Source organism: Bifidobacterium cebidarum (assembly GCF_009193305.1).
Taxonomy (GTDB): Bacteria; Actinomycetota; Actinomycetes; order Actinomycetales; family Bifidobacteriaceae; genus Bifidobacterium; species Bifidobacterium cebidarum.
In genome coordinates this window covers 409,023-435,466 of record NZ_WBVS01000001.1, presented here as the reverse complement: position 1 = coordinate 435,466, position 26,444 = coordinate 409,023, and the positions used below count along the sequence as shown (strand labels likewise).

20 protein-coding genes and 3 tRNA genes are annotated in these 26,444 nt (G+C 59.5%); 13 read left to right on the top strand and 10 right to left on the bottom strand.

Going from position 1 to position 26,444, the window contains the following annotated elements; all coding sequences use genetic code 11:
• Positions 1-70: 70 nt before the first annotated feature.
• From F7D08_RS01895 to F7D08_RS01875, 5 genes are all read right to left on the bottom strand, one after another.
• Positions 71-1,501, bottom strand: a complete 1,431-nt coding sequence (locus F7D08_RS01895; RefSeq protein WP_152209009.1) for an aspartate ammonia-lyase — start codon at positions 1,499-1,501, stop codon at positions 71-73.
• Between the two features lie 99 nt (positions 1,502-1,600).
• Positions 1,601-2,245 (bottom strand): TetR/AcrR family transcriptional regulator, encoded by a 645-nt coding sequence (locus F7D08_RS01890; protein ID WP_152209100.1) that lies wholly within the window; start codon positions 2,243-2,245, stop codon positions 1,601-1,603.
• Positions 2,246-2,373: 128 nt separating this feature from the next.
• Positions 2,374-3,678 carry a DUF2974 domain-containing protein gene (locus F7D08_RS01885; RefSeq protein WP_193316140.1) on the bottom strand — a complete coding sequence of 435 codons (1,305 nt, stop codon included), beginning with the start codon at positions 3,676-3,678 and terminating at the stop codon, positions 2,374-2,376.
• A 121-nt stretch (positions 3,679-3,799) separates the two neighbouring features.
• On the bottom strand, positions 3,800-4,363 hold the full coding sequence (locus F7D08_RS01880; protein WP_404979634.1) for a methylated-DNA--[protein]-cysteine S-methyltransferase: 564 nt from the start codon (positions 4,361-4,363) through the stop codon (positions 3,800-3,802).
• Positions 4,364-4,670: 307 nt separating this feature from the next.
• Complete coding sequence (locus F7D08_RS01875) at positions 4,671-5,231, bottom strand: NADPH-dependent FMN reductase (protein WP_152209008.1); 561 nt, start codon at positions 5,229-5,231, stop codon at positions 4,671-4,673.
• Between the two features lie 338 nt (positions 5,232-5,569).
• On the opposite strand from F7D08_RS01875, the gene F7D08_RS01870 reads away from it, so the two are divergent.
• The 3 genes from F7D08_RS01870 to F7D08_RS01860 all read left to right on the top strand — a co-directional run bounded on the left by F7D08_RS01870 (position 5,570) and on the right by F7D08_RS01860 (position 5,861).
• Positions 5,570-5,642: transfer RNA gene (locus tag F7D08_RS01870), tRNA-Gly, on the top strand.
• 33 nt (positions 5,643-5,675) lie between these two features.
• Positions 5,676-5,747 (top strand) — tRNA-Val (locus F7D08_RS01865).
• A 41-nt stretch (positions 5,748-5,788) separates the two neighbouring features.
• A tRNA-Val gene (locus F7D08_RS01860) sits at positions 5,789-5,861 on the top strand.
• A 49-nt stretch (positions 5,862-5,910) separates the two neighbouring features.
• Here the strand turns inward: F7D08_RS01860 and F7D08_RS01855 are convergent.
• Positions 5,911-7,140: an esterase/lipase family protein gene (locus F7D08_RS01855; protein WP_226803239.1), complete on the bottom strand. Its 1,230-nt coding sequence runs from the start codon at positions 7,138-7,140 to the stop codon at positions 5,911-5,913.
• Between the two features lie 130 nt (positions 7,141-7,270).
• Between F7D08_RS01855 and F7D08_RS01850 the strand changes: the two genes are divergently transcribed.
• On the top strand, positions 7,271-7,957 hold the full coding sequence (locus F7D08_RS01850) for an HAD family hydrolase (protein ID WP_193316139.1): 687 nt from the start codon (positions 7,271-7,273) through the stop codon (positions 7,955-7,957).
• Between the two features lie 97 nt (positions 7,958-8,054).
• On the opposite strand, the gene F7D08_RS01845 is transcribed toward F7D08_RS01850, so the two are convergent.
• The 4 genes from F7D08_RS01845 to F7D08_RS01830 form a co-directional block, all read right to left on the bottom strand.
• On the bottom strand, positions 8,055-9,566 hold the full coding sequence (locus tag F7D08_RS01845) for an amino acid permease (RefSeq protein ID WP_152209005.1): 1,512 nt from the start codon (positions 9,564-9,566) through the stop codon (positions 8,055-8,057).
• Positions 9,567-9,678: 112 nt separating this feature from the next.
• Positions 9,679-10,968 carry a glycosyltransferase family 4 protein gene (locus F7D08_RS01840; RefSeq protein ID WP_152209004.1) on the bottom strand — a complete coding sequence of 430 codons (1,290 nt, stop codon included), beginning with the start codon at positions 10,966-10,968 and terminating at the stop codon, positions 9,679-9,681.
• Between the two features lie 436 nt (positions 10,969-11,404).
• Entirely contained in the window at positions 11,405-12,685 is a 1,281-nt protein-coding gene (locus F7D08_RS01835; RefSeq protein ID WP_152209003.1) for an MFS transporter, read from the bottom strand.
• A gap of 150 nt (positions 12,686-12,835) precedes the next feature.
• Positions 12,836-13,858 carry a PfkB family carbohydrate kinase gene (locus F7D08_RS01830; protein WP_152209002.1) on the bottom strand — a complete coding sequence of 341 codons (1,023 nt, stop codon included), beginning with the start codon at positions 13,856-13,858 and terminating at the stop codon, positions 12,836-12,838.
• Between the two features lie 377 nt (positions 13,859-14,235).
• Between F7D08_RS01830 and rpmB the strand changes: the two genes are divergently transcribed.
• From rpmB to F7D08_RS01785, 9 genes are all read left to right on the top strand, one after another.
• Positions 14,236-14,430: a 50S ribosomal protein L28 gene (gene rpmB, locus F7D08_RS01825; RefSeq protein WP_033890590.1), complete on the top strand. Its 195-nt coding sequence runs from the start codon at positions 14,236-14,238 to the stop codon at positions 14,428-14,430.
• A 253-nt stretch (positions 14,431-14,683) separates the two neighbouring features.
• Positions 14,684-17,227: an ATP-dependent DNA helicase RecG gene (locus F7D08_RS01820; protein ID WP_152209001.1), complete on the top strand. Its 2,544-nt coding sequence runs from the start codon at positions 14,684-14,686 to the stop codon at positions 17,225-17,227.
• Between the two features lie 78 nt (positions 17,228-17,305).
• Positions 17,306-18,025 (top strand): sulfite exporter TauE/SafE family protein, encoded by a 720-nt coding sequence (locus F7D08_RS01815; protein ID WP_152209000.1) that lies wholly within the window; start codon positions 17,306-17,308, stop codon positions 18,023-18,025.
• Positions 18,026-18,060: 35 nt separating this feature from the next.
• A complete protein-coding gene (locus tag F7D08_RS01810) occupies positions 18,061-19,239 on the top strand; it encodes a PucR family transcriptional regulator (protein WP_152208999.1) in 1,179 nt (392 codons plus the stop codon).
• A 245-nt stretch (positions 19,240-19,484) separates the two neighbouring features.
• Positions 19,485-20,846, top strand: a complete 1,362-nt coding sequence (locus tag F7D08_RS01805) for an aminotransferase class III-fold pyridoxal phosphate-dependent enzyme (RefSeq protein ID WP_152208998.1) — start codon at positions 19,485-19,487, stop codon at positions 20,844-20,846.
• A gap of 29 nt (positions 20,847-20,875) precedes the next feature.
• Positions 20,876-22,006 carry an iron-containing alcohol dehydrogenase family protein gene (locus tag F7D08_RS01800; RefSeq protein WP_152208997.1) on the top strand — a complete coding sequence of 377 codons (1,131 nt, stop codon included), beginning with the start codon at positions 20,876-20,878 and terminating at the stop codon, positions 22,004-22,006.
• A gap of 66 nt (positions 22,007-22,072) precedes the next feature.
• Entirely contained in the window at positions 22,073-23,767 is a 1,695-nt protein-coding gene (locus F7D08_RS01795) for an amidohydrolase (protein WP_152208996.1), read from the top strand.
• Positions 23,768-23,819: 52 nt separating this feature from the next.
• Positions 23,820-25,457: an MFS transporter gene (locus F7D08_RS01790; RefSeq protein ID WP_152208995.1), complete on the top strand. Its 1,638-nt coding sequence runs from the start codon at positions 23,820-23,822 to the stop codon at positions 25,455-25,457.
• Between the two features lie 49 nt (positions 25,458-25,506).
• Positions 25,507-26,442, top strand: coding sequence for an ABC transporter permease (locus tag F7D08_RS01785; RefSeq protein WP_152208994.1), 936 nt, complete (start codon positions 25,507-25,509; stop codon positions 26,440-26,442).
• Positions 26,443-26,444: the final 2 nt, after the last annotated feature.

The window sequence follows — 26,444 nt, the reverse complement described above, 5'->3', positions numbered from 1 at the left end:
GTGGAGGTTCGCTGAATATACCGGCCGGCTACAAGCAGACGAAGGCAGCCCGTAGCCGGCCGGCATACGATTATTCCTGATGCTCGCGGCAGGTCTGACCGAGACCGCGAGCCAAACGAATCGGGTCGAGAATCTCGTCGAGCTGCTCGGCCGGCAGGTCCGTGCGCTCGCCGGCCACCTCGCGCACCGAACGGCCTGAGTGCACGGCTTCGGCCGCGATGTCGGCGGCCTTCTCATAGCCGATGTAGTGGTTGAGCGCGGCCGCGATGGACGGTGAGGACTGCGCATAGGCGCGGCCGATCTGAGCGTTGATTTCGATGTCCTCCACACAGTTGGTGCGGAAGATGGTCATGGCGCGGGTCAGCAGCGCCATGCCGGTGAGCAGCTCGTGCACCATTACCGGGTCAAAGGCGTTGAGCTGCAGCTGGCCTTCGGCAACCGCCCAGTTCACGGTCACATCCATGCCGAAAATCGTGAAGCAGCACTGGTTGACACATTCGGGAATCACTGGATTCACCTTGGCCGGCATGATCGACGAACCGGCCTGGCGTGCGGGAACATTGAGGTCATTGAATCCGCAGCGTGGGCCGGAGTTGAGCAGGCGCAAGTCGTCGGCCGCCTTCTTCAGGTGCACGGCCAGACTCTTGACAGCGGCGGACGTGGCCACATACGCGCCCATGTCGGTCATGGCGGCCACTGGATCTGGAGCCGCGGTGATGGGCAGCCCGGTGATTCGAGCCAGATGCTCGGTGGCGGATTTGCGGAAACGCAGGTCCGCGCAGATGCCGGTGCCGATGGCGGTGGCGCCGAGATTCAGTTGGGCCAGCAAGGGCACCACGCGGTCGAACGCCGCCAGATCGGACTTCAGCAGAGTGGCGAAGGCGTGGAATTCCTGACCGTAGGTCATCGGCACGGCGTCCTGCAGCTGCGTGCGGCCAATGGTCACGTCATTGATGTGTTTGTCGGCCAGATCATGGAAGGCCTTGGCGAGCTTCTTGGTGGCCTCGGCCAGCGGGCCTATCGCATCGATGAGCGCAAGCTTGCAGGCGGCGGGGTAGGTGTCGTTAGTGGATTGGGATTCATTGACGTCATCGTTCGGGTGGATGTATGCATAATCACCGCGTTTGTGGCCTGCGATCTCCAACGCGCGGTTGGCGATGACCTCGTTCATGTTCATGTTCGCCGAGGTGCCGGCGCCGCCTTGCATCACGTCCACGGGGAACTGGTCGGCCAGCTTGCCGAGTTCGATTTCCTGGCAGGCCTGGCGAATCGCCTCGGCCTTGGTGTGGTCCAACAGGCCAAGCTCTTCGTTGGCTATGGCGCACGCGCGCTTGACTGTGGCGTAGGCGCGGATCAGTTCGGGATGCTGACCGTCCGTGATGCCGGAGACCGGGAAGTTCTCGATGGCGCGCTGGGTGTGGATACCCCAATACACATGGTTCGGCACTTCCTTCGTGCCGATGCAGTCATGTTCCAAACGGGTTGTGTTCTGTTCACTCATACTGTCCATCTTCCTGTGCGGAAGACTGAAACGCCAGTATTGGTGGCGGATTGCGCTTTGTGAGAAACCTCTCAAATCGGGCGGACGCTGCCGGGGCGCTTAGGCGCCTGGCTTTTGCGTGGTGTGCGCGAAGATGCGGTTCCAATAGGTGAGCATGTTCTCACGGCTCATGGCCAGATAAATGCCCATGGCCAGCACGGCCACATCTTCCTTGAGCAGATCCTTAAGTTCGATGGTACCGCTGAGTTCCGGCCAGCGTTGCAACACGGACAGCATGCCGCCAACGGAGAACTCGACCATCAGGTCGGTTTTCAGATCAAGGTGATCCGGGTCTTTTTGCAGCATGCTGATCATCTGCAACCGGGCGAAGTCGCGCAGTGACTCGCCGAGCTCGACCGTGCTGTGCGGGCCGGCGAGCAATGCCAATCGGTCAAGGCGACGATGCTGGTCGGGGTCGGAGAGCAGGGCAGTGATGCGTTCGCGCCATTGCTCCTCCGGGTCGCCGCTCGGGTCGGGGGGCTGATTGATCGGAATGGATTCCACCTGATGCATGATGGCGGAATCGGCCAGTTCGGGAAGGCTGGAGAAGTGGTAGTAGAAGGAATTGCGGTTCACGCCGGCTTCGTGCACCACGTCGGTGACGGTGATTTTGCGATAGTCGCGGTCGGCGAGTAGCTCCCAGAAAGCGTTTTCAAGGCGATCTCTGGCGGGAAGCACTTCGGAGTCATGGCGTGGGCGTGACATTGTTTCCTCGTTCGGTGTGGTTGCTCGCGGCTGCATCGATGATGATGTAGTCATAATGTCTAATTTTGAGCATTATTATACAGCTCAACCAATTAATGGCAAATCATTATTGGCCGAGGAGTGGAGGGCTACTGTTCGGCGGTGGATTCCGATGGGGTGTCTGGTTGCGATTCGTGCGCCGGTTTCGCCGCGCTGTTTTTGGCGGTGGATGCCTTGAGCAAAATCAGTAATGCCGATGTCAGGTGGCGGCGATCCTCTGGAGTCAGGCCCACAAAAGCGCCGAACATCGAAGGCAGCGATGCGGGGAATCGACTCATCATCTCACTGAAGCTGTTCGCTCCCGTGGCGCCAAGCACCGTAAACAGGGCATCGACCGCACGCTCGCGTTGCTCGGTGGTGAGATTGGTGATCCATTGGTTCAATTCCTCGTTGAACAGTTGTGAGCTGGAGCTTAAATCCGGTTCAGTGACGAATCGGTCGCCGTCGACCTGCCATGTGTATGCAGAGTGCTGCATGATGCCCTGCGAATCGGAGGCGACCACACGGCATGGTTCCGGGGTGTCGAAAATCATGCCGACGATCGACGAGCTTGGCACGATTTTCGTCACTTTTGGCTGTATGGCACGGTATGCGGGGCTGGATACCACATGAGGCGGGAAACCTGGGCTGTCGAGTGAATAGACATGGCGGATGCGTTTCTGGACGCTGGCGTCGGCGTTCATCGCGGCGTAAATGGCCAGATTGCCGCCCTTGGAGTGTCCGACCAGCATAATCGGCCCGGCCCATAGCCGGGCCACTGTGTCCAGATAGGCGCTGGCCGCGCGTTGGGCAGGTACCGGGTACTGGAAGGTCATATTGAAGTCCTCCTTCCAGCCGATCAGGGAATCATCGGTGCCCCGGAAGGAGATGACCAAAGTGCCCTTATGCGTGGGATTGCGGCGGTTGCGGCCGTCCGGCAGCTGAAATGTTGCGGCTGCGAATTGGGTCTGCTCGCCGCGATTGATGTGCTCGACCACTGCGCCAAGACGTACGTCGGCAAAACGCGGGGAACGCGCACAAGTTTGGAACAGCGTATGGGTCAGATTCGGGTCGATGACCGAAACGACCTGCGGCTCATGGGGCTTATCATCCGCGGTGGTCGCCAGCGATCGGTGCAGCTCATCGTTCGCCTCGGTGAGACTGACGGATTCAAGCGCGGGATGCCACAGATTTCTGAACCAAATCAGTGGATGATGCGGCTCGAAAGCGCGCAGGCGGGAGGCGAACGAACTGCCGGACGACTGTGGCTGCGATTCGTCCAGCATCAGGGTCGGGCTGATATTGGCCACATCCTCATAGACCAGGGTCGCGATAATCAACGCATCGACCTCATTGAATGGCAGCTCGTGAAACGAGCGCTCCTCGGTGCGCGCGTATTCGGTGATATCGTTCATGCCGCGCCCTCCTTAGTGCCGCCGTTTCCCGTATGCCAACACTGTCTATTATGCGCTTGCTTGTATGCGCTTGTTCTCCGCTCAGGGCCCAATATCTCGCAAAATGTACGTTGGCTGCCGCTCAGCGTACGTTCTGCGAGATGCTATGGTCGCGAAGATCGAAGCGGGAAAGGTCAACGCCCTCGTGTTCCAGCAGTTCGGCCTTGATGTCCAACCGGCCTCCGTAGCCGCCGAACGCCTTTCCTGCGCCGACCACGCGGTGACAGGGCACGATGATGGTGATCGGATTGCGCTTCACTGCGCCTCCTACCGCCTGGGCCGCCATGCGCCCGCCGCCGCGTCGTTCGGACAACTCGGCCGCCAACTCGCCGTAACTCACGGTTTGCCCGTACGGGATTTCGGCGACAAGCCGCCATACTTCATGCTGAAATGTGGTGCCATGCGCGGCCAATGGAGGAGCGGAATCGAGGCTTGGGCGCTTGCCGACAAAATAGGCATCGAGCCACTCGCGTGTCTGCAGCAGTACCGGCAAATCCGAGGTGCCTGCAGTGCGTGCGTTGCTGGTTGGACTAGTCTTGGCCCACCACCAATCCTCGAGGCAGAGCTCCGTCAGGGCTGTGCCGTCCGAGCCCATGAGCATTCGGCCGATTGGTGTGCTCATGGTGGTCCAGAATGTCTGTGTCATGCATCCATTATCGTGCGGTTGGCGGCGTTGCGATGCCTTTCATGGGAGATAACTCGCTTGGCAGGGGTAGGTCGGAGCTCTTTACGGCATCTATCTGCGTTGCAAGGGGTGCCCTGCCGGGTGCCTGACGCTCTGAAATGGCGCAACGCCAACGCTTGAATATCGTTTTTCAGTGGCATGGTACCCCTTGCAACGCAGATAGATGTCGTAAGAGGTTGAAATGTACCCCTGCCAACGCAGAAACCCTGCCGAACGGTAGTGGTCGGCAGGGTTTCGTGAATGAATGAATGAGCTAGAACGCTGAAGCTCAGGCCTCAACGAACTTCAGGAAGGCATCGGCCTCGGCAGCCAGCTTGGCCTTGCCCTCATCGGTCAGGCCCAGTTCGCCGGTGCCCCAAGCTTCCGGAGCCAGGGCGAAGCCAGCCTGCTCGTCCACGGGCAGCACCTCAGCCTTGTTGAAGCCCAGCACCTCGTTGAGCTTGGCACGGGTGCCGGCGCCAGCGGACTGGCCGGCCACGGAGGAGATGGCGACCTTCTTGCCGGCCAGCACGGAGGCGGACTCAGCCGGGAACGGCTCCAGCGGGCGAGACAGCCAGTCGAGCAGGTTCTTCAGCACGCCCGGGTAGCTGTAGTTGTACTCCGGAGAGAAGATCCACACGCCATCAGCCTCAACGACGGCCTTGCGGGCGGCGTTGACGGCGGCCGGCGGGTTCGGGAACTCGACGTCCTGATCGAAGAACGGAACATCGGCGTAGTCGAGGAATTCCACCTCGGCGCGGTCGCCGATCAGGGTCTTGGCTTCTTCGGCCAGCTGGTGGTTGAAGCCGTTCTTGTGGAGGCTGCCCACAACGAACAGAAGCTTGGTCATAATTGCGCTCCTTGCTGATTCGTGGTCGCCTGCCGATACGCGCGAAGTATTCGTGGCAGCGGTATGCGAAACCTGATTGTTATTATTTCCGCACCTATTGTGCGATGGGCCATCCGACAACTTCTTCGCGCTAGGCGGAAGATTGCCGCGTGTGGCGTGTAACTGTGACGAGGGTCACTTTTCTATGTTGTGGCAGGTTGCGCTCTGGTGTGTGATGCAGATGTGCTGGATGATGTGGAACATGTAAAAACCTTGAAATTCTGCGGAGACACGCGGAGGTGATGCATTTTTCCGCAAAGTAGCGTATCTTATTCACCTGTTGCTTCAAAACAACACATGCGGACATAGCTTAGTTGGTAAAGCGCAACCTTGCCAAGGTTGAGACCGCGGGTTCGAGTCCCGTTGTCCGCTCTCGGAAGGCTAGTTCAGCCTGATGGATGACCCGGGCGGTTGGCGCAGTGGTAGCGCACTTCCCTGACACGGAAGGGGTCACAAGTTCGAATCTTGTATCGCCCACTCGCATAGACCGGCATCTTGCCGGTTTTTCTATGCCGATCGGGCGATTGGCGCAGCGGCTAGCGCACTTCGTTCACACCGAAGGGGTCGTAGGTTCGATTCCTACATCGCCCACCCGATATCCCGCCAAGCTGGGCGGGATTTTTGTTTTCTAGGCATATATCTATAGCCCGCGCTGCTTCAGCGCTGCCACGATCTGCACATAGAACTCGCGCACATCGAACCCCGGAATATTCTCGCGATTGAGATCGATCATATCCGCGTGCGAAATGCCTCGAGTGCCGTTTGGCTCCAGCCAGGTGAAGTGCTCGCCCCACGGGAACGACGGCTGCGCCACCAGCCCATCATTGGGTCCGTCAAACCATTTGACCAGCGGATACGTGAAGTTGAGCGGAAACTTGCCGGTCGTGGCATGCGCCAGCCTGGACCCGATGCTCTGGCAGACGATACCGGCGAACGGTCCGGTGTCGCTTACGTGGCCGCTGATCTCATTCCGGTCGCCGATTTCGACGTTGAGCCGGGCGCATCCAGCCTGGGTCAAGTCATGCACGGCGGCCATGAAATCAGGCTGCTTGTCGCCCAGATGCGAGGCTGCGGTATTGTATGCGGTCTCCACCTGCCGTTGAGCGGCCAATGGAATCTTCTCCAGCAGATAATCGGCGAAACCGCAGCCGTGATGAGGCGTATTGATGGTGGTCAGCGATGCGACATATGGTGCCGCTCCGCAGCGGGCGATGGCGTAGCGCATGTCGAGCCCACCCTTGGAATGGGCGATCACATTGACTTTGCCGCAACCGGTCTGTGCCACGATCTGACGGATCCGCTCGGTGAGCTCCCGCGCGGAATCCGCCACTGAAGCGGCCGACTGATGATTGCCGTAGTAGATCACCGCGCCATTGCGCTGCAATTCGGCAGGTATGCGACCCCAATAATTCAGTGCTTTCGTATCGCGGAAGAACACACCATGTACCAACAGCACCGGGTACCGTGTGGCGCAGATACGGGCCCCGGCGCGCGAGCGGTCGAGCTGCTCCTTTGCCGATTCAAAACGCACTTCCTCGCCTACTGTGCGAATAATGAGTCGCAGCGCGATGAGATTGGCAACGGGAATCCAGCCACACAGCACGCCGATGACGCGAATTTTGATGCCGAGCTGCACGGACGTGGCATAGACGGTGATGATGCCGATCCAGAAGATGATGGATTCGATGATGATGACGGCGATTAACGCGATTGTCCATATGGGCCAGCCATCCACCCAAGTAGCCGGCCAGCCGACGGTCAGTATGGTGGTGAGGGAGGCAATAAGGGCGATGGTGGCGATGAGCGTGGTCCACCAGAAAATCCTGAGCATAATGACGCCGAAGCGGCATGCAGCAATGCGACCGGTCATAAGGCCTATGGTAGGCGTGGCCGGTTCCCGCACACTTTGGTTGAGATGAACAAAAAGTGTAGGGATTCTTGTGTTGCAATCGCACATCGTTCATAGACGGTGATTCAGTGCGGGGTCTACCATGTGCAGCATGGCTGGATTAGCGCGATATTCCGATGTGATCTTCGATTTCTGCGATGTGTTAGTCGATTGGCAACCTCGTATGCCTCTGGAGGGTCAGGTGCCGGCTGCGGTAATCGGCCATCTGTTTGATCGCGATGATCCCTATGGCTTCTGGCATTATGATGAGCTGTCCGACCTCGGCTGGAGCGAAGAAAGGATTCTGGCTGATTATGCCGAACATCATGGGTTGACTGGGGTTGGGGCTACTGGCGGCAATGGCGACTATGCAGCTGGAGCGGACTCCAACCGTGCGCTGGATTCAGCGGCGCTCGAAGCTTTCCGGGTGTATTTCGACCGCCAGCGATTGGCCTTGGTCGGTATGTTGCCTGGAATGCCTGAAATCCTCAATGATCTGGCCGCTGCCGGAGTGCGCTGCTGGGGGTTGACGAACTTCACCGTCAAATATGTTGATGCCGCTCGCGAGCTATTTGCGCCGCTGCGGCTTCTCGATGACGTGGTGGTCTCCAGTGCCGAGCGGATTCACAAACCCGACCCGGAAATCTTCCGCCGAGCCATCGCCCGCTTCGGCGTGGACCACGCGCATACCGCATTCGTGGACGATAAGCCGTGGAACGCCGAAGCCGGCACTGCAGCAGGGCTGGGCGGCATCCGCTTCACCGATGCTGAGTCGCTGCATGGCCAGTTGTTTGCATAAGCATTGTTCAGATGCAGGATTGGCAATCCCTCTGATATGAACGGGGTCCTGATTGCAGGAACAATCAGGACCCCGGGCCGTTATGGGCAAGAACGAATCATGGCAGCTGCAATGGCTCGTCCTCCTCGCGCGGGTGTTTCTTGCGCCACCACTGCTGCACGAAGTAGGCGACATAGCAGAGAGCGAGGAATGCCAGTTCCGCGCCCAGCGCGAAACGCTGCTCCTTGTCGAAGAAGACCAGCAGGAACGAGGCGGTGCACAGAATGAAGGCGCCCCAGGACGTCCACGGATATCCGGGCGTGCGGTACTTCAACTCCTCCGCCGTGTGCCCGGAAGCAATCCAACGCTTGCGGAACACAATCTGGCAGTAGGCGATGGCGATCCACACCACCACGGCGGACAGGCCGGAGAGCGCCACCAGCACCAGGTACACGGTGGAGGCGGCCACCACGGAGGAAAGCAGCGCCAGCAGGCCGCCAGCCATGGCCGTGCACAGCGCCAGCACCGGTACGCCATGGCGGTTCGTCTTGGCGAACCAGCGGGGAATCATGCCTTCATGGCCCATCGACCACACCATGCGGGTGGAGGCATAAAGGCCGGAATTCGAGGCGGAAAGCACGGCGGTCAACACCACGAAGTTCATGATATCCGCCGCATACGGGATGCCGATGGAGCTGAACACCAGCACGAACGGGCTTTCGCCCACGCCGGCCTGGCGCCACGGAATCAGCGCGCACATCACCACGATGGAGCCGATGAAGAACAGGACCAAGCGCCACAGCGTGGTGTGGATGGCCTTCGGCACGGCGGTTTCCGGGTCGCGCGTCTCGCCGGCGGTCACGCCGATGAGCTCGGTGCCGGAGAACGCGAAGTTCACGGTCAAAATGGTGGCGAACACCGGCATGAACCCGTTCGGGAAGATGCCGTCCTTCACCAGGTTGCCGAACATCGGGGCGTGCGTGTAGCCCTTCATCGGAATAATGCCGAAAATCGCGAGCAGACCAATGGCGATAAACGCGCAGATGGCGAACACTTTAATCGAGGCGAACCAGAATTCCGCCTCCGCGAAGAATCGTACGGAGAGTGCGTTGAGGGTGAATATCAGTACGATGCAGGCTGCCGACCATGCCCATGTTGGCGTATCCGGGAACCATCGCTGCATCAATAGGCCGGCCGCCGTGAATTCCGAGCCGAGCGCCACCGTCCATGTGAGCCAATATTGAATCGCGATCACGAAGCCGGTGCCGGGGCCGATGAACTTCTCCGCATATACATGGAACGAACCGGTGACCGGCATCGCCACGGACAGTTCGCCGAGCGTGAGCATCACCAAGTACACGATGACCGCACCAATGGCATAGGCCAGGATCGTGCCCATCGGGCCGGCCTGCTGAATCGTGTAGCCGGAGCTCAGGAACAGGCCGGTGCCAATCACGCCGCCGAGCGAGATCATCTGCAGATGGCGTGATTCCATGCCGCGCTTCAGATTCGTGTGCAGCGCGTGCTTGGTGTTATTGCCGGTGCCGATGGTTTCGGTGGATGCTGCCGCCGGCGTATCGGAGATGTGCGGCTGCGACTGTGCGGCCGCGTCGGGTTCGGTCTGACTCATACTGCTCTCTTTGACGTGTGTTCCTGCCAGGGTGGCACGTGGGGATGCAGATGTCCCGCCGCGCCCAGAATAGTATACGCGTGGGGCGGGCCGCAGAGCCGGCCGGTGGAATTCAGGCGCGGCGGGCGAGATTGAGATCCATGGCCAGACGGTAATAGTCGATGAGCCGATCGACCATCATCGGCCATGTGCGGCCCTGCACGGCGGCAAGACCATTGGTGCCCATCAGCCGGCGCAATGATGCGTCTTCGATCAGCCGCGTCACGCAGGCGCGCAGGTCGTCTGCATCATTGGGTTTGTAGAGCAATCCGGTCACGTTGCTTTCCACCAGATCGATTGGCCCGCCGCTGGCTGGGGCAATCACCGGCAGTCCGGAGGCCATGGCCTCCTGAATGGTCTGTCCGAACGTCTCCTCGTTGCCGGTGTGCACGAAGATGCCGAGTGCGGCATAGGCGTCGGCCAGATCGTCGCCGTGCAGCATGCCGGTGAACACTGCGTCGGGCAGACGCTGATGCAGTTCATCCTCCATCGGGCCCGCGCCCACCACAACCAGCTGCACATTGAGATCGTTCAGTGCCGCGAGCTGCTCGACCTGTTTTTCGGGGGCGAGCCGGCCCACATAGCCGATGACCGGCATGGTGCCGTCATGGCTCCATGCGCGGTGCAGCTGCGTCGCTTGTGCATTGGTGGCGCGTGAGGGATTGAAGAGCGTGGAATCCACGCCGCGACCCCACAGCTGGATCAGTGACGGTTTCACTCCGAACGATTCCAAATGCTGCTTCGCCTGATTGGTGGGGGCGAGCGTCAATGTGGCCATATTATGCATCTGTGCGATGCGCTTGGCCACGATGCCTTCGGCTTTGTCTCCCGCCGCTTTGCTGACCTTGCGCAGCCAGCCGGTGTGATGCGGGGCGACTCCATCCACTGCCTGCCGGGCGAATCGACGTGCGTACTGCGCCACATCGGTCTGGTAGATGGCCACAGTCGGCACGCCAAGTTCCTCGCCGGCGATGAGCGCGGCATGGCCGAGTTTGGAGATTGGTGCGGCAATATGAATGATATCCGGTTTAGGCCCGTCTTCGATGGATTGGATAATCGGGGTTTTGGGGGAGATGGCGACGTTGAACTTCTGGATTGGCACAGTCGGGACTTCGTCCACTTCGAATCCCGCGTAAGTGCCGTTCGAGGGAGCCGGTTGCGGCGCGATGACATGGGCGCTGAACCCGCGCTCGGCAAACCGCTCGAGAATATGCTTGACGCTGCCGGATACGCCATTGGTCTGCTCCAGCGACGATTCGCTGACCACCAGCACGGACAGGGGACGTCGACCATCCTTGATGAGATTCGTGCTTGGTAAGGCGATGGGATCGTCGACGATATTGTGCCCCAGCTGCTCGGTCATACCAGCCAATGCTACATTGTCGATTCGTTGAAATTACAGGGATTCACGGTATGGCATCATGCTGTTTCCCTATTGTTTGGCCACGGGGCTGTAAGGTGCGGCTAGGGAGTGCATCTGTTTGTCAATAGCGGTATGCGGAGTTGCCACAACTTGCGAAAGATGCCGTTTCCGTCGATTCGTGGCAACGCTACAGTGTGTTGGGTTTTCTGACTGTTTGAAAGAATGGCGGATTTTCAATGATTCCATATAAGGCGAATTGTCCCGATATGCGATTTCACTGCGGAATCGCACATCGGGACACGGTTGCGTGGTACATGACGGCCGAAAGTCCGATAATCACATATCGTGGCGCATTGGTCTCATAGTCAGAGGCAGCAAAGTCCACGCCATGAGAAGGCTGCTTCTCTCCGCCTAATTACCCTGCATACAACTCCCATCACGCCTTGGTGGGGTCCTTCTGGAGGGTGAGGAAGACCAACGCCACGACGAGCAGAATCGCGATGGACAGCACGCCGAGCGAGGCGTTGCCGGTCAGGGACGTGGTGGTAGCCACAAGGAAGGTGCCGAGAATCGAGGCGGTCTTGCCGAAGATATCGTAGAATCCGTAGTACTCGTTGGCGTGGTCCTTCGGGATGATCTTGCCGTAATAAGACCGCGAAAGCGCCTGGATGCCTCCTTGGAACATGCCGACCAAGATTGCCAGAATCCAGAACTCAACCGCGGACTTCAGAAAGAACGTGGCGAAGAACACGATGCCCATGTACGCCACCACGGCCGCGGTGATCATCGGCTTGCAACCGAAGCGGCCTGCCAGGCGGCCGTACAGAATCGCGCACGGGAAGGCAACGAACTGGGTGACCAGCAGCGCCACCACCAGCTGTGTGGAGTCGATGCCCAGCTGCGTGCCATAGGACGTGCTCATCGAAATCACCGTGTTCACGGCATCGATGTAGAAGAAGAACGCGATCATGAACATCCACAGCGGCTTGTTCTTGACGATCTTGCCAAACGTGGAGCCCAACTCGCTGAACGTACCGTGAATCGCCTCGCGTGCATGGTCGCGAGTGGCGCGGTAATGCACCTGACGGTAGCTGGTGATCAGCGGAATCGTAAAGGCCACCCACCAGATCGCGGTGATCACGAACGAAGCGCGCGTGCAGGCTGCGGTGGACCAGTCGAACAGCGCCGGACCGCCGAAAATCAATGCGATGCACACGATGAACGGCACCGTGGAGCCCACATAGCCCCAGCCATAGCCGTGTGATGACACCTTATCCATACGTTCGTTGGTCGTCGTATCGATAAGCATCGAATCATAGAAGGTCAGCGAACCATTCAGACCGATGGTGGCGAGCACATAAATAATGAGGAACGGCAGCCAAGTCAATGGCAAGGCCATCGCGCAGCACATCACTACACCGGTGCCGAAGAAGCCGAGGAAGAACTTGATCTTCATGCCCTGCACATCGGCGATGGAGCCGAGCAACGGCATCAGCAAAGCGATCACCAGCGAGGCGATCGTCTGCGCATAGCCCCAGGCGGATACGATATTGCCGTCCGCAGGCATCAATGATTTCGCGTAGATCGGGATGACCGCAGTGGAGAGCAGTACGAACGCCGAGTTGCCCACGTCGTAGATGATCCACTTCTTCTCACGTGCGGACAGTTTGCCGTTCGCACCATTGGACGGTTGCGATGCAATGCTGGCAGTGCTCATTAATCCATGCTCCTCGCGGATTTGATATGACTGCATTCCATCGTAAAGGCGGCGAATGGAGTCATAACGCCGTTCAAGTTGAACGGAACATGAACAATGGCATGGATGTGTGATGCACTGCCATGCTCGAATCGGATTTTTGGCTGCGGGCTATGCCGCCTGCTTGATCAGTGCCAGTGCCTCGTCGTAGTCCGGGCACTGCGGGATGCCGTTGCGACTGCGGGAGATGGCGATGGAGGTGGCGGCGTTCGCAATTTTGACTGCTTCGGGCAGTCCTCGACCTTCGGCCAGCATCGCGCACATCACGCCGGTGTGGCATCCGCCGGCGGAGCGGGTGTGCACGGCCTTGGTGGGGAAACCGGGGATGTGCATCGTCTCGCCGCCTGGCTCGCGCACCCAAGCGCCCAACGAACCCACACGCACCACCAATGGGGCGCGCAGCGTAGTGCCCAGTCCATCACAGAGCTGATGCATGAAGTCATCGAGTCCGCCGCCGATGGTCACCTTGCTGTCGTCGATCGGGGCGCCGAGACGTTCGGCCAAAGTCATGGCCTCCTGACGGTTGCATGACCAGATCGGGCGTGCCAGCACCAAGTCCTCGAGCATGTGGTCATTGACCAAGCGCAGCGTATTGGTGGGATTGATCACTAGAGCGTAATCGCGCGTGGCTGGATCGGTGCCGGCCTGCAGCAGGAATCCGTCCACGCCGGCGGCCGTGTGGTCCATCAACGTATTGCCGCTGATGTGCACCACATCATGGTTTTGCGGTTCGAGCATAACGAATGTATCGGCGTCGCCATGGGCCTCGGCGCCGTAGGAGGCGATGAAGGTTTTCTTCGGGTCCCCTGAATTCAGCACCACGCGGAAGCCCGAATCCTCATCCAGCCGGTCCTGACCGATGTGGTTGATGCCGTTGTCTTGGAATGATTGCCGGATGAAGTTGGCCCACAGGCCATTGCCGAGAATGCCGGCGTGCTCTGCGGCAACGCCCATGCGGCTGACCGCCTCGAGCACTCGGTAGCTGCCGCCGATCGAAGGCTTGGGATGGTCGGCCACGGCGAATCCACCTTGTGGCGGCACCGAATCCACGTTCATCATGATGTCCACCCACACTTGACCGAGTGAAATGACGCTTGGTTGATGGGTGCCGATACCTCGCCTGAGATCCAACATGACAGCCTCCTTTGCTTGCCGGTTATGCCGCGTGCCGCTCTGATGCGCGGAGGTGGAGCTGTGCCGTTGCATACGTGCCGCGCCACTTGCCTCGCGGGAGAGCCCCTTCGCTCCCTTGGTCTCTTATATATCGATGTTATATGGGAGTTGGCTGGAACGGTCAATAGACGCGGCGGCGAGTTGTATCGAATTTCGAGGCGTTCCGCTAGACTCGCTCGAAGCGCTCAAGCCGTCATTGCCGCGGCATGATACACGCAAGGGTTGCGGTTGTCGGTATTGAGCTATATATTTGTAAAGTTGTGTGTTCGGCATGTCGGGCAAAACCGGCGGCTGGACGCGTGAAAGACTTGAAACATCAAGGTTTAAGGGAGTCCATCATGGCAGCTCGTTGCGCAGTGTGCGGTAAGGGTCCGCAGACCGGTTACACCGTATCTCATTCGCATCGTCGTACCAAGCGTACCTTCCGCCCGAACCTGCAGTCTGTGCGCACCACCATCGACGGCGAGAACACTCGCCTGCGCGTGTGCGGCAAGTGCCTCAAGGCTGGCAAGGTTCAGCGCGTGGCCGCGTGAATCACGTATTGACGTTTGCGAAACCCGCTTAGCTTCGGCTGGGCGGGTTTTGTTTTATCCCCCACCCGTCATTTCTCCTACCTGGTCTCTTTGACTGTAGGTTTTTGAACACTGACTGTAGGTTTTTGAACGTATTTCGTTCGATTTCCTACAGTCAACGTTCAAAAACCTACAGTCAGAAGAGGTGGGCGGGGCGTGGTGTGGAGAAGCGTGGCTCATAAGGCCACGAAGGGGAGCAATAGAATAGGCAGTCATGAGCATTACGTTGAACACCGCACTCGCATCGTTGATCACCAACAAGCGACGCGTGTCCGCGCTCAAATCGCTGGGCGTCACCACGGTGGGTGAGGCCCTGACCTATTTTCCGTTCCGCGTCACCGACCCAGTACGTCTCGCGACCCTGCGCGAGGCACAGCTCGGCCGGCAGATGGCATTCGTAGCCGCCGTGCGCGATGTGCGTGTGGTGCCAGGCCGTATGCTGCGTGTCATCGCCACTGTTGATGACGCTGATTTCGCCCGTGCCCACAACATGCCCGGCGGCACTGCACAGCTCACCTTCTTCGGCGGGAGAAAGAACTACATCGACTGGGTGAGCATGCGACTCAAGTCCAGTCCGGTATTGGTGGTCTCCGGTACGCCCAGCGAATATATGGGCCAGTTGCAATTCACCCACCCGGATTTTCTGACCGTAGCCCCACCAGAGTTCGCCGGCGCGACTGCTGCTGCAGCACTGCCGACCGGTTCGAAACTCAAATATGACGCCGATTCCATTGACGAAGCAACACTGCGCGTCACTCGCCCGCGCCCGGTCTACCATGCCAGCTCGCGCATCTCCTCCGAACATATCCATGAAACGATTCTGAATCTCTTATGGATGATGGGTGCGCGTACCTCGACTTCGCAAAGCGCGCAAACCTCGTTGGTGCCGCCATCTACCAACAGCATCGCCGTGCAGCCAGGTGAGAATCAGTCGGCTGATACTGCAGAGGACGATGCATCGAACATGCCGAACGACGCCGAGGGTAACAACGCGATGGCATCGGCGGTTGGCGCGCTAGCTCATGCCATTCCCGACATTCTGCCCGAGCAGATCCGTGCGTCCAAAGGCCTGATGCACCGAGCCGAAGCGTTCCTTGCCATTCACGATCCTGATTCACGTGCACGATTCAATGAAGCTATTGATACGCTGCGCTATGAGGAAGCGTTCATCTCCCAGGTATCGTTGCTCAAAGCCCGATCGCATGCGCATACATCCGCGGCCCATCCCTGCCTATTGGATAATACGTCGGCAGCTACTGCAGCGAATATCACTGAAAGTGGCAATGGTGCGCACAACCTGCGCGATCAGTTCATCAGCTCCCTGCCGTTTACGCTGACGTCCGGCCAGCAGCAGGTCATTGACGATATCGCCGCCGACCTTGCCCGCGACTGGCCGATGCAACGCCTGCTCCAAGGCGAAGTGGGCTCCGGCAAAACCGTGGTGGCGCTCGCCGCCATGCTGCAGGCTGTGGGTGCGGGCTATCAGGCCGTGCTTGTGGCACCGACCCAAGTGCTGGCCGAGCAGCATGCCGAAACCATCAGCGCAATGGTGGCAGACCTCAGTCCGCAAGTGCCGGTCACACTTCTGACCGGTGGCATGAAGCTGGCCGCCCGCCGCAAGGCGTTGGCCGCGGCAGCCAGCGGCGAGCAGGGCATCATCGTGGCCACGCATGCGGCTTTCTCCAAAACCTTCCAAGCCCCGCACCTGGCCTTGGTGGTGATCGACGAGCAACACCGCTTCGGCGTGGAACAGCGCGAAAGCCTCAACGCCAAAACCGATGACGGCACCACGCCGCATCTCCTGGTCATGACCGCCACACCGATTCCGCGCACTGCCGCCATGACATGGTTCGGCGACCTCGACATCTCCTGGCTCACCGAGCTGCCGGGCGGGCGCAAGCCGATTCGCACGGTGGTGGTGAACGAAGCCGACGCACCCACGATGGTGCGTATGTTCCAACACATCCGTGCACGAGTTGACGCGGGGGAGCGGGCCTATATCGTCTGCCCACGCATCGATATGGACGATGAAGCTGAGACCGCCTCGGCTGGCAGGCGCAAGCGAAGCGCGGAAGCCGACGACAGCATCGGCATCGATAATCCTTACGAAACCTATGATGACAACGGTGAAGCCGAGGCCCGCCCGCCGCTGCACTCGGTGGAGGAGATTGCCGGGCGCCTGCAAAAGCTGCCGCAGTTCGCCGGCATCCAGTTCGCCACGCTGACCGGTCGCGATAAGGATGAGGTCAAAACCCAAGTCATGGCCGATTTCGCAACAGGCAAGACGCCGATTCTGGTCTCCACCACGGTGATTGAAGTCGGTGTGGATGTGAAACAGGCCAGCTGCATCGTCATTTTCGATGCCGATCGATATGGCCTCTCTCAGCTGCACCAGTTGCGTGGCCGCGTGGGTCGTGGTGGCACGAATTCCTGGGCATTCCTGATTTCGCGGGCTGAACCAGGTTCGATTGCCGAGCAACGACTCGAAGTCATCCATAATTCGCTTGACGGCGCCGAAATCGCACAGGCCGACTTGGAATTCCGCGGTGCCGGCGATGTACTGGGTGATGCCCAGTCCGGTGGCAAGTCAAGCCTGAAGCTGCTTCGCGTGGTCAAGGATGCGGACATGATCGCGGATGCCCGTGTGCGTGCCGAACAGTTGCTGGCTGCCGATCCGGAGCTCAACAATGACGTGCAGTTGGCCGGTGCCGTGCTTGACTTCACGCGCGGCAACGAAACCTTCCTGACCTCCAGCTGAGCATGTAACGCGCCAGTTTACGTGCATTCAGTACGGTGTGGGCCCAACATCAGATTGTTCAATGATGCGGGAGGGCCCATGGGCGAGAACGTGCGCGATGTGCTGTTTCTGGTCGTGCTGTTTGCCGCGAACGTGATTCAGGCGATCACCGGATTCGCGGGAACCGTGCTCGCCATGCCGTTCTCGATGCTGCTGCTCGGCACCGATACCGCCAAAGTGGTGCTGAATATCACCACATTGCTGGCTTGCCTATGGCTGGGCGTGCAGCATCGCGCCCATATTCGCTGGAGGATTCTCGGCGAAATGGTGGGGTTGATGGCCATCGGCATGGCGGTGGGCGTGGTGCTGTATGCCGCATTGCCGCTCGCTCCATTACAGAAGGCCTATGGCGTGTTCATCATCGTGATTGCGCTGAAGAACCTGATATGGCCATCGCATGGCGAGCCGCCGCATTGGCTGCTCATCGTCATCGTGCTCTTGGCCGGTGTGATCCATGGCATGTTCATCTCCGGCGGTGCGCTATTGGTGATCTACGCGGCTGCGCGGCTCAAAGACAAGAACGAATTCCGTGCCACGATGGCGTGCGTATGGGTGGCGTTGAACTCGGTGCTGACCGTGCAGCAAGGGGCTGCTGGCGTGATTACACCGCATGCGCTTATGCTCACTGCCGTGTCGATTCCCCTGCTGATCGTGGCGATTGCTATCGGCAATCGGCTGCAGCAACATGTCAGCCAGGAGGCTTTTCTGAAGCTTACGTATGTGCTATTGGTGATTTCCGGCGCCTCGATTGTGCTGTAATCCAAGACAGTGGTACCAAGACAAGGAGAGGGCGAATGACCGTCCGGTTGAAGGAACTGGTGGAACAGGCCGCCGATAAGGACATGGTGCTGGTGGCCGGCAACAATGGCCTCGAAAAGCCGGTGCGCTGGGTGCATATGGTGGAGAACGAGGAGATCGCCAGCTTCCTGGAAGGGCAGGAGATCGCCTTCACCACCGGTATCGGTTTGGAGACGCAGGAGGATCTGTATCCGCTGGGCAAAAGTGCTTATGCTTCCGGCGCGACGGGCGTGGTGGTGAACATCGGACCGTTCATCCACCAGATTAGCCCGGAAACCATCCGGTTCTGCGATGAACATGATTTTCCGCTGTTCAAGGTGCCGTGGAGCGTGCATATGGCGCAGATCATGCACAGCTTCAGCCTGGCGATCACGATGAGCGAAAAGCACAGCATGGAGTTGGCCGCAGCGCTGGAGAACGCCATATTCCACCCAGACCGGGAGGAAATGTACCTCGAATACTTGGAGCAATCCGGCTTCGGCAAGGATTGGAACTATTGCGTCACCGTGTTCAGCGCATGCGCGGATGCGGAACACGGCGGTCATGATGCCGAGCTCATCGCCAAATATTCGCGCGAGGCCGAATCGCTGATCACGGCGAACCAATGGCGTGTGGCGCTGGTGCATATCGAAGAGCGTCTAGTACTGGTGTTCGCGCGGTACACAGCCGAACAGGTGGAGATGATGGTACGCGAGATCATTGCTGCCATTCGCAGACGTGGTGTGATACTCGAACGCACCTATATCGGCGTCGGCAAAGTCACCAAATCCGCCCGGTGCATCGGCAAAAGCTACAATCAAGCGCTCAAGCTCGAGCGATTGCAGCATCTGCGCGGTCGTGTGGGTGAAGTCGCGCTCTATGACAATTCCGGCATCGACAAGTTGCTATTGGCCGTCTCGGACCGTGCGATTTTGGAGGATTACTACCAGGACAGCATCGGTCCGCTGGTGGAATACGATCGCGTGAACGGCACGGATCTGACCGAAACGTTGCGTGCATATTTCCAGTTCTCCGGCTCGGTCAAAGAGACCGCGGCCAGCATGTTTGTGCATCGCAACACCGTGAGCTACAAACTCAACAAAATCGAGGACATCCTCGGTGTGAGCCTGTCCGATTTCCGTACGCGCGAGTTCCTCTCGGTGGGGTTGCAGGTGCGGGAGATCCTTGACTGCTGACATCTGATTGTGCTGGAGCACAATCATCTTTAGGTTCTGCGATATAGAACATCAGCGCGTTCGCTCGTAGACTGCAAAGCAATCACGGAATCCACAAGGATTTCATGCAGTTGCCGAACGGATGGCTTCGACAGAGTGCAATCCGGTACATGCGAAACAAATGTTTCGATTGTGTATCGTGCACATTTCTGTCTCACGCGGTCTCGTCCATTCGGCCTACCAAAGCCCCAAGAAAGGACGAGACGATGAGCGAATCACTGGCTGAAAAGGAACTGACCGGCGAAGAAGTTGCCGAGCTGCACCGCGAGTATGTGATGCAGTCCTGGCACAAGCAGGGCGAGCCGGTGATGCCGGTCAAGTCCGCCAAGGGCATCTACGTCTACGATTACGACGGCAATAAGTACGCCGACATGTCGTCCTTGCTGGTGTGTTCCAACCTGGGCCACGAACTGCCGGAGATTGTGGATGCCATCAAGGATCAGGCCAGCAAGATGTGCTTCATGGCACCGGCCTACGCATCCGAGCCGAAGTCCAAGCTCGCCAAGATGATCGTCGACCTTGCCGGTAACGACTTCTACCAGCGCGTGTTCTTCACCAACGGCGGTGCCGATTCCAACGAGAACGCCATCAAGATGGCACGCATGGTGACCGGCCGCCAGAAGATCTTCAGCTGCTACCGCTCCTACCACGGCTCCACGCTGGGCGCATCCTTCGCATCCGGCGACTGGCGCCGCTTCGCCACTGAAGCCGGTGGCGCTGCCCCGAGCTTCGTGCACTTCATGAACCCGAACATGTACGAGGACGGCTTCAACCGAGGTGAGGACGACGAGAAGGTCACCGCCCTGTACCTGAAGCGCCTCGAAGACCAGCTCATCTATGAGAACCCGGATGATGTGGCCGCCATCCTGATGGAATCCATCGTCGGCGCCAACGGCGTGATTCTGCCGCCAAAGGGCTACATGGAAGGCGTGCGCGCTCTGTGCGACAAGTACGGCATCCTGATGATCTGCGACGAGGTCATGGCCGGCTGGTGCCGCACCGGCAAGATGTTCGCCTGGCAGAACTTCGACATCAAGCCTGATATCTTCACCTTCGCCAAGGGCGTCACCTGCGGCTACGTGCCGCTGGGCGGCGTGGTCGTCTCCAAGCAGATCTCCGACTACTTCACCGACCACGTGCTGCAGTGCGGCCTGACCTACTCCGGCCACACGCTGGCCTGCGCCGCAGGCGTCGCCGCCGTGAACTACTACGTCGAGCACGACATCGCCGGCCACGTCAAGGAGATGGAAGGCATCCTGAAGCCATTCCTCGAGGAAATGGAAGCCAAGCACAAGTGCGTGGGCGAATCCCGCTGCATCGGCCTCTTCTCCGCCATGACCATCGTGAAGAACAAGGAGACCCGCGAGCTGATGAGTCCGTACCACACCGCCAACCCGGTGATGGGCAAGATCATGGGCGCCTTGAAGGACAAGGGCTTCCTGACCTTCGGCCGCGAAACCAACGTGAACATCTGCCCGCCGCTGACCATCACCGCCGAAGAACTCAAGGCCGAACTGCCCAAGGTGGACGAGGTCCTGACCTGGGTCGACGACAACTTCTGCGACTGAGACGCACTCAGGCTCGGAAAGGAAACACCATGCTTTGGGATTATCAACAGCCGGTGGCTATTCGCTTCGGCAATGGTCGCGTCCGTGAAATCAAGGATGTGGCTGCGGAAATGGGCCTGGCGGACGGCGGTCTGCTGGTTTGCGAGCGGTTCTTCGCCAAGAACGGCACCGCCGAGAAGATCGTCAAGGACTCTGAAGGCGCAATCAGCGAGATTTTCTCCGATTTCTCGCCGAACCCGGACGTCACCGAAGTAGACAAGGCTGCGTCCCTGATTCGCAGTAAGCATCTGAAGTTCGTGGTAGCGATGGGTGGCGGCAGCGCAATGGACCTCGCCAAGTCGGCGGCAAGCATCGCGCTGACCAATGACTCTATCGCCGAATACCACGGCACCGGTAAGGCCATGCCGCAGGAACATCTGCCCATCATCGCCGTGCCCACCACCGCTGGCACCGGCTCCGAAGTCACCTGCGTATCCGTGCTCACCAACCGTGCGCTCGGCAAGAAGGCGCCGATTGTCTCCGACGGGTTCTTCCCGTCCGTGGCCATCATCGATCCGGAACTCACCTACTCGGTGCCGCCGCATGTCACCGCCTCGACCGGCATGGATGTGTTGAGCCAGGCTATTGAAGGTTACTGGAGCAAAGGCCATCAGCCGATCTGTGATGCCTGCGCCATCCATGCGGCACCGCTGGTGTTCAAATACCTGCCGATTGCCGTGGCTGAGCCGGACAATGCCGAAGCCCGCCAGAAGATGTGCGAAGCATCGGTAATCGCCGGCCTTGCGTTCACGTTGCCGAAGACCACGTCTTCCCACGCCTGCTCCTTCCCGCTGACCAACATCCACGGCATTCCGCACGGCGAGGCCTGCGGTCTGACCCTGGACTGGTTCGCCCGCATCAACAAGGACGCTCAGCACGGTCGAGTGCAGGAGTTCGCTCGCGCAATCGGTTTCGAGGATGTCGACGCAATGGCCGACGCCATCCATGAGCTCAAGGTCAAGGTGGGATTGCGCACCGGATTGAAGGATCTCAACCTGAGCGCCGAGCAGATCGCCGACCTGGTGCGTATCAGTCGCCACCCGAACCTGTACAACAACCCAGTCGAAATCACCGATGAGATGCTCCAGGACATGTACGAGCACCTCGCTGTAACCGACTGATCGGCAGCCGAATAACCAGTACAGCGTACGGAACCGGTACACAGTACTAACCAACACGAGGAGACGATGATGGCAACGCTCTACACCGGCGGCACAATCCGCACTATGACCGCGCCTGACGCAACAGCGGAAGCGCTGCTTACGGATGACCGTGGCCGCATCGTCTTCGTGGGAGGCCTCGATGAAGCCCGTGATCGCGCGGGCGCCATGATCACCGTAGGTGGCCGCAAGCCGCAGGAGTGTGATCTGGCCGGTGCCTGTCTGATGCCGGGCTTCATCGACTCCCATTCGCATTTCGCCGGCATGGGTCAGCGTCTCACCGACGCCGACCTGGCCGGCTGCGCCGATTTTGCCGAAATCGGCTCACGACTCACAGAGTTCCTCGCCGCGCACCCGCTGCCCCAAGGCGGCGTGCTGCATGGTTTCAATTATGACCAGAACGAGCTGGCCGAAGGCGTGCATCCCGACCGTCATGTGCTCGACTCCTTATTGGGCGACGTGCCGACGGTCATCGCCCATGTATCCGGCCATGTCATCGTCTGCAACACCGCACTGCTTCGCTTGATTGGCCTCGAGCTTGATGCCGAAGCGCCGGCCGGCGGCGTGTATGGCACAGACGCCGATGGAAAACTCAACGGCTACTTCGCCGAAACGCCCGCAATCATGCCGATTCTGATGCACCCGGCGGTTATGCCCAGTAAAAGCGTTGAAGATCTGGCCGAGGACATTCAGAACGAATATGCGTCCCACGGCATCACCACTTGTCAGGATGGAGCCACTGCTCCCGGATATGCCGAGCGATTCGTCAAACTCGCTGAAGCCCATAAGCTCAAGCTTGACCTGACCTGCTATCCGATGATGGGGCAGGATTTGGATGCGGTGTTCGAATCCGTTGGCTCTTATGCCAGCGGCGGCACCAGTGAAGGCATTCAGTACCTGAATCATCTGCGCTTTGGTGGTGTGAAGTTGTTCGTGGACGGTTCCCCGCAGGCACGCGGCGCATGGCTCTCCGAGCCATACGAGCCGCTGCCCGCATCCGCCAACTCCAGCGAGCCGGCCGGCTACCGAGGCGCGGGAATCCTCAGCGATGAAGCCATGCGCGCGTTCCTTGACCATGCACTCGAGCGTGGTTGGAAAGTCATGGCGCATTGCAATGGCGATGCCGCCAGCGAACAGTTTTTGACCCAATACACCGCCGCCTATCATGCGAGCACCACACTGGGCAAATTCGATCTGCGCCCGGTGATGGTCCACTGCCAGCTCACTCGCCACGATCAATACGCGCGTATGGCTGCCGTGCACATGATTCCCTCGATCTTCGTCTCCCACTGCTGGTTCTGGGGTGATGCGCACATCAAGAACCTGGGATTCGCACGCGCATCCCGCATCTCGGCGGTGCATGACGCACTGGACTACGATCTTCCCTTCACCTTCCACACCGACTCACCCATTGTGCCGCCGGACCTCATCTTCGCCGCATGGTGCGCCATGACCCGCGTGACCAAGCATGGCGTGCAGCTCGACCGGTCGCAGTGCGTCGGGGCATGGGAGGCATTCAGTGCCATCACGCGCAACGCTGCCTACCAGTATGGCGAGGAAGCACGTAAGGGCACCCTGGAAGCCGGCAAAATCGCCGATCTGACCATTCTTGACGCGGACCCGCTGGCCGCGTCGGCGGACAGCGCCGAAGCTGCGGCCCGCGTCCGCGAACGCAACGTACTCGCAACCATCAAGGAAGGAACCACGGTTTGGACAGCGTGACTGCTGCCCGCGAATGATATGCGGCGCAGCGCAAGACTAGAGAGGCAACATCATGGGAAAGACACACAGCAGCAAGTCAGCATCAGCGGACGGCGGTAGCTCGACCGCCGTCAGACCATTCGGCTGGCGAGACAAAATCGGATACATGTGCGGCGATTTCGGCACTGACTTCATGTTCGTGTTTGCCGGCACCTGGTTCATGATTTTCTACACCAAGGTCATGGGCATCCCCGGTACCATCGTCGGCACGCTCTTCCTGCTGGCGCGCGTGCTCGACGCGGTAATGGATGTGACCGTCGGCGTGGTAGTCGACCGTTCCAAGGACCATCCGGGCGGTAAATTCCGCGTAACCATGATGCGATTCACCGCACCGCTCGTGATTCTCTCCTTCCTCATGTACCAGACGTTCGCCATCGACGCCGACATGTGGGTCAAGATCGTCTACATGTCCGTGACCTACGTGGTGTGGTGCTTCTTCTACTCCTGCGTCAACATCCCATTCGGTTCCCTGGCCTCCACCATTTCCGCCGAAGCTGACGACCGCACCAGCCTGTCCACCATGCGCAGCATGGGCGGCACCATCGGAGGCCTGATTCTCGGTATCGTGGCACCTATCGTGATCTATCAGAAGGTGGACGGTCATCAGGTCATCCGTGGTGGAGACGGCACCCACATCTTCGCCATCGTGGCCGCCGTGGTCTCCATCGCCGCATTCATCGGCTACCTGATCTGCTACTTCAACGTGACCGAACGTGTGCATCCCGATCCCGACCAGAACACGAAGGAAGGCGAGAAGCGCTCGCCGCTGCATATGATCGCCAACGCGTTCTCCTCCCGCTCGATGCTGGGCATTGTGGCCGCGGCCCTGTGCCTCTTGGTGGCGCAGCTGTTCAGCAACCAGCTGATGACCTATGTGTACACCGATGTATTCGGTTCGGCGGCGCTCGCCTCCATCTCCGGTCTGCTCGGTACGGCGGTGATGTTCCTGGTGGTGCCGTTCGTGAAGCCGTTGACCCGGCGCTTCGGGCGCAAGTCCATTTGCTCGTTCGCTTCGGCGCTGGGTGCCGTCTCCATGTTGCTGTTGTTTGTGATTCAAACCCGCAATGGCATTGTGTTCCTGCTTGGCGCGGTGTTCATGTACTTCGCGCTGATGGGTTTCAATCTGGTGATTTGGGCCATGATCACCGATGTGATCGACGATATCGAAGTCACCCGGGACACCCGCGAGGAAGCCACCTGTTTCTCATGCTATTCGTTCGCCCGCAAGATCGGTCAGGCTGTGGCTGGCGAACTTGCCGGATTGTCGCTTGACTGGGTCGGCTATCAGTCCGGTGCCACCGCAGTGCAATCCGCCGCGACCAAAACCGCCCTCTACAATGTGGCGACCTTGGTGCCCGGCGTATTCTTCCTGCTCACGTTCGTGTGCTTGGTGATTATCTACCCGTTGAGCCGCGACCGAGTGCTCTACAACGTTGAGGTGCTGCGCGTCAAGCGCAAGGGCGTCACCGGCGAAGAGGCCCGTCTGCTCGTCAAGTACGAGGGCATCACGCCGACTGGTACCGCACCGGAAGGCAGCACAATCGAATGGCCTGACTTCCACGAGCTCGAACGTGCCCGCGAACTGTCCGCTCGTACTGGAGTCGCGATTCGCGATCCGCAAGCTGACACATCCGCTGACGCCGACCAGTGATGCTGCCGGCAACGTGGTGAAGGAACTTGAACAATAAGGAGAGATGACTATGAGCGATGCGACAACACCGGCTCCCAATACGTCGAATACGCCAGACACTCCGGTGGTGGCGGGCACGGCAGTGGTCGGCACCTCGATTGTGGAGGGCGCCGCTACAGCCAAGCGCAAGCCGATGCCGGCGTGGATGAAGTCGAAGAAAATCCAGCCGATTATTTCGCTGATGCTGCTGATTGCCGTCTGGTGGGGCGTGACCTCGGCCGGTTTGATCAATTCTCTGTATCTGCCCGGGCCAAAAGCCGTGTGGGATGCGTTCATCGAAGCCAACAGCTGCCGTCCGGCATCGGCGGGCTCCTCGCGCATCGTCTGCGGTGAACAGCAGTACTTCCTCTGGCAGCATCTCGTGGTCTCGCTCGAACGCATCGGCATCGGCATGGCGCTGGGCATTGCGGTCGGCGTGCTGGTCGGCTTCATTCTGGCAGAAATCGGCTGGCTCAACCGCATCATCCTGCCCTACATCAACTTCATTCGCGCGCTGCCGCCGCTGGGCTACATCGGCCTCTTGATCGTCTGGTTCGGCATCGGCGACACCACCAAGATCTGGCTGCTGTTCCTTGCGGCATTCCCGCCGATCGTGCTCGCCACCGTTGATGGCATCAACGGCGTGAATCGCGATCGCGTGAACTCCGCACTATCCTTAGGCGCATCCCGCCCGAAGGCGTTCCTGTTCGTGGTGTTCCCGAGCGCGTTGCCATCCATTATGAACGGCATTCGACTGGCGGTCGGCTTCGCATGGACCACCGTGGTGGCCGCCGAGCTCAACAATGGCATTCCGGGCATCGGCGCGCTCGCCTACCTCTCCGGCACGGAACTCAATACACCGCTGACCATCGCCTGCATCTTCGTCATCGGCATCGCGGCCTTGCTGCTCGACTGGCTGATTCTGGGCATCACCCATCTGGTGACTCCGTGGGTCGGTAAGGAATAGCA

What these genes read in the sequence shown, in the direction of transcription:
- F7D08_RS01785 (WP_152208994.1), top strand. Translation starts at nt 25,507, where the DNA reads ATGAGCGATGCGACAACACCGGCTCCCAATACGTCGAATACGCCAGAC.
- F7D08_RS01805 (WP_152208998.1), top strand. Translation starts at nt 19,485, where the DNA reads ATGAGCGAATCACTGGCTGAAAAGGAACTGACCGGCGAAGAAGTTGCC.
- F7D08_RS01790 (WP_152208995.1), top strand. Translation starts at nt 23,820, where the DNA reads ATGGGAAAGACACACAGCAGCAAGTCAGCATCAGCGGACGGCGGTAGC.
- rpmB (WP_033890590.1), top strand. Translation starts at nt 14,236, where the DNA reads ATGGCAGCTCGTTGCGCAGTGTGCGGTAAGGGTCCGCAGACCGGTTAC.
- F7D08_RS01835 (WP_152209003.1), bottom strand. Translation starts at nt 12,685, where the DNA reads ATGAGCACTGCCAGCATTGCATCGCAACCGTCCAATGGTGCGAACGGC.
- F7D08_RS01795 (WP_152208996.1), top strand. Translation starts at nt 22,073, where the DNA reads ATGATGGCAACGCTCTACACCGGCGGCACAATCCGCACTATGACCGCG.
- F7D08_RS01880 (WP_404979634.1), bottom strand. Translation starts at nt 4,363, where the DNA reads ATGACACAGACATTCTGGACCACCATGAGCACACCAATCGGCCGAATG.
- F7D08_RS01810 (WP_152208999.1), top strand. Translation starts at nt 18,061, where the DNA reads ATGACCGTCCGGTTGAAGGAACTGGTGGAACAGGCCGCCGATAAGGAC.
- F7D08_RS01830 (WP_152209002.1), bottom strand. Translation starts at nt 13,858, where the DNA reads ATGTTGGATCTCAGGCGAGGTATCGGCACCCATCAACCAAGCGTCATT.
- F7D08_RS01850 (WP_193316139.1), top strand. Translation starts at nt 7,271, where the DNA reads ATGGCTGGATTAGCGCGATATTCCGATGTGATCTTCGATTTCTGCGAT.
- F7D08_RS01840 (WP_152209004.1), bottom strand. Translation starts at nt 10,968, where the DNA reads ATGACCGAGCAGCTGGGGCACAATATCGTCGACGATCCCATCGCCTTA.
- F7D08_RS01885 (WP_193316140.1), bottom strand. Translation starts at nt 3,678, where the DNA reads ATGAACGATATCACCGAATACGCGCGCACCGAGGAGCGCTCGTTTCAC.
- F7D08_RS01815 (WP_152209000.1), top strand. Translation starts at nt 17,306, where the DNA reads ATGGGCGAGAACGTGCGCGATGTGCTGTTTCTGGTCGTGCTGTTTGCC.
- F7D08_RS01820 (WP_152209001.1), top strand. Translation starts at nt 14,684, where the DNA reads ATGAGCATTACGTTGAACACCGCACTCGCATCGTTGATCACCAACAAG.
- F7D08_RS01875 (WP_152209008.1), bottom strand. Translation starts at nt 5,231, where the DNA reads ATGACCAAGCTTCTGTTCGTTGTGGGCAGCCTCCACAAGAACGGCTTC.
- F7D08_RS01845 (WP_152209005.1), bottom strand. Translation starts at nt 9,566, where the DNA reads ATGAGTCAGACCGAACCCGACGCGGCCGCACAGTCGCAGCCGCACATC.
- F7D08_RS01855 (WP_226803239.1), bottom strand. Translation starts at nt 7,140, where the DNA reads ATGACCGGTCGCATTGCTGCATGCCGCTTCGGCGTCATTATGCTCAGG.
- F7D08_RS01895 (WP_152209009.1), bottom strand. Translation starts at nt 1,501, where the DNA reads ATGAGTGAACAGAACACAACCCGTTTGGAACATGACTGCATCGGCACG.
- F7D08_RS01890 (WP_152209100.1), bottom strand. Translation starts at nt 2,245, where the DNA reads ATGTCACGCCCACGCCATGACTCCGAAGTGCTTCCCGCCAGAGATCGC.
- F7D08_RS01800 (WP_152208997.1), top strand. Translation starts at nt 20,876, where the DNA reads ATGCTTTGGGATTATCAACAGCCGGTGGCTATTCGCTTCGGCAATGGT.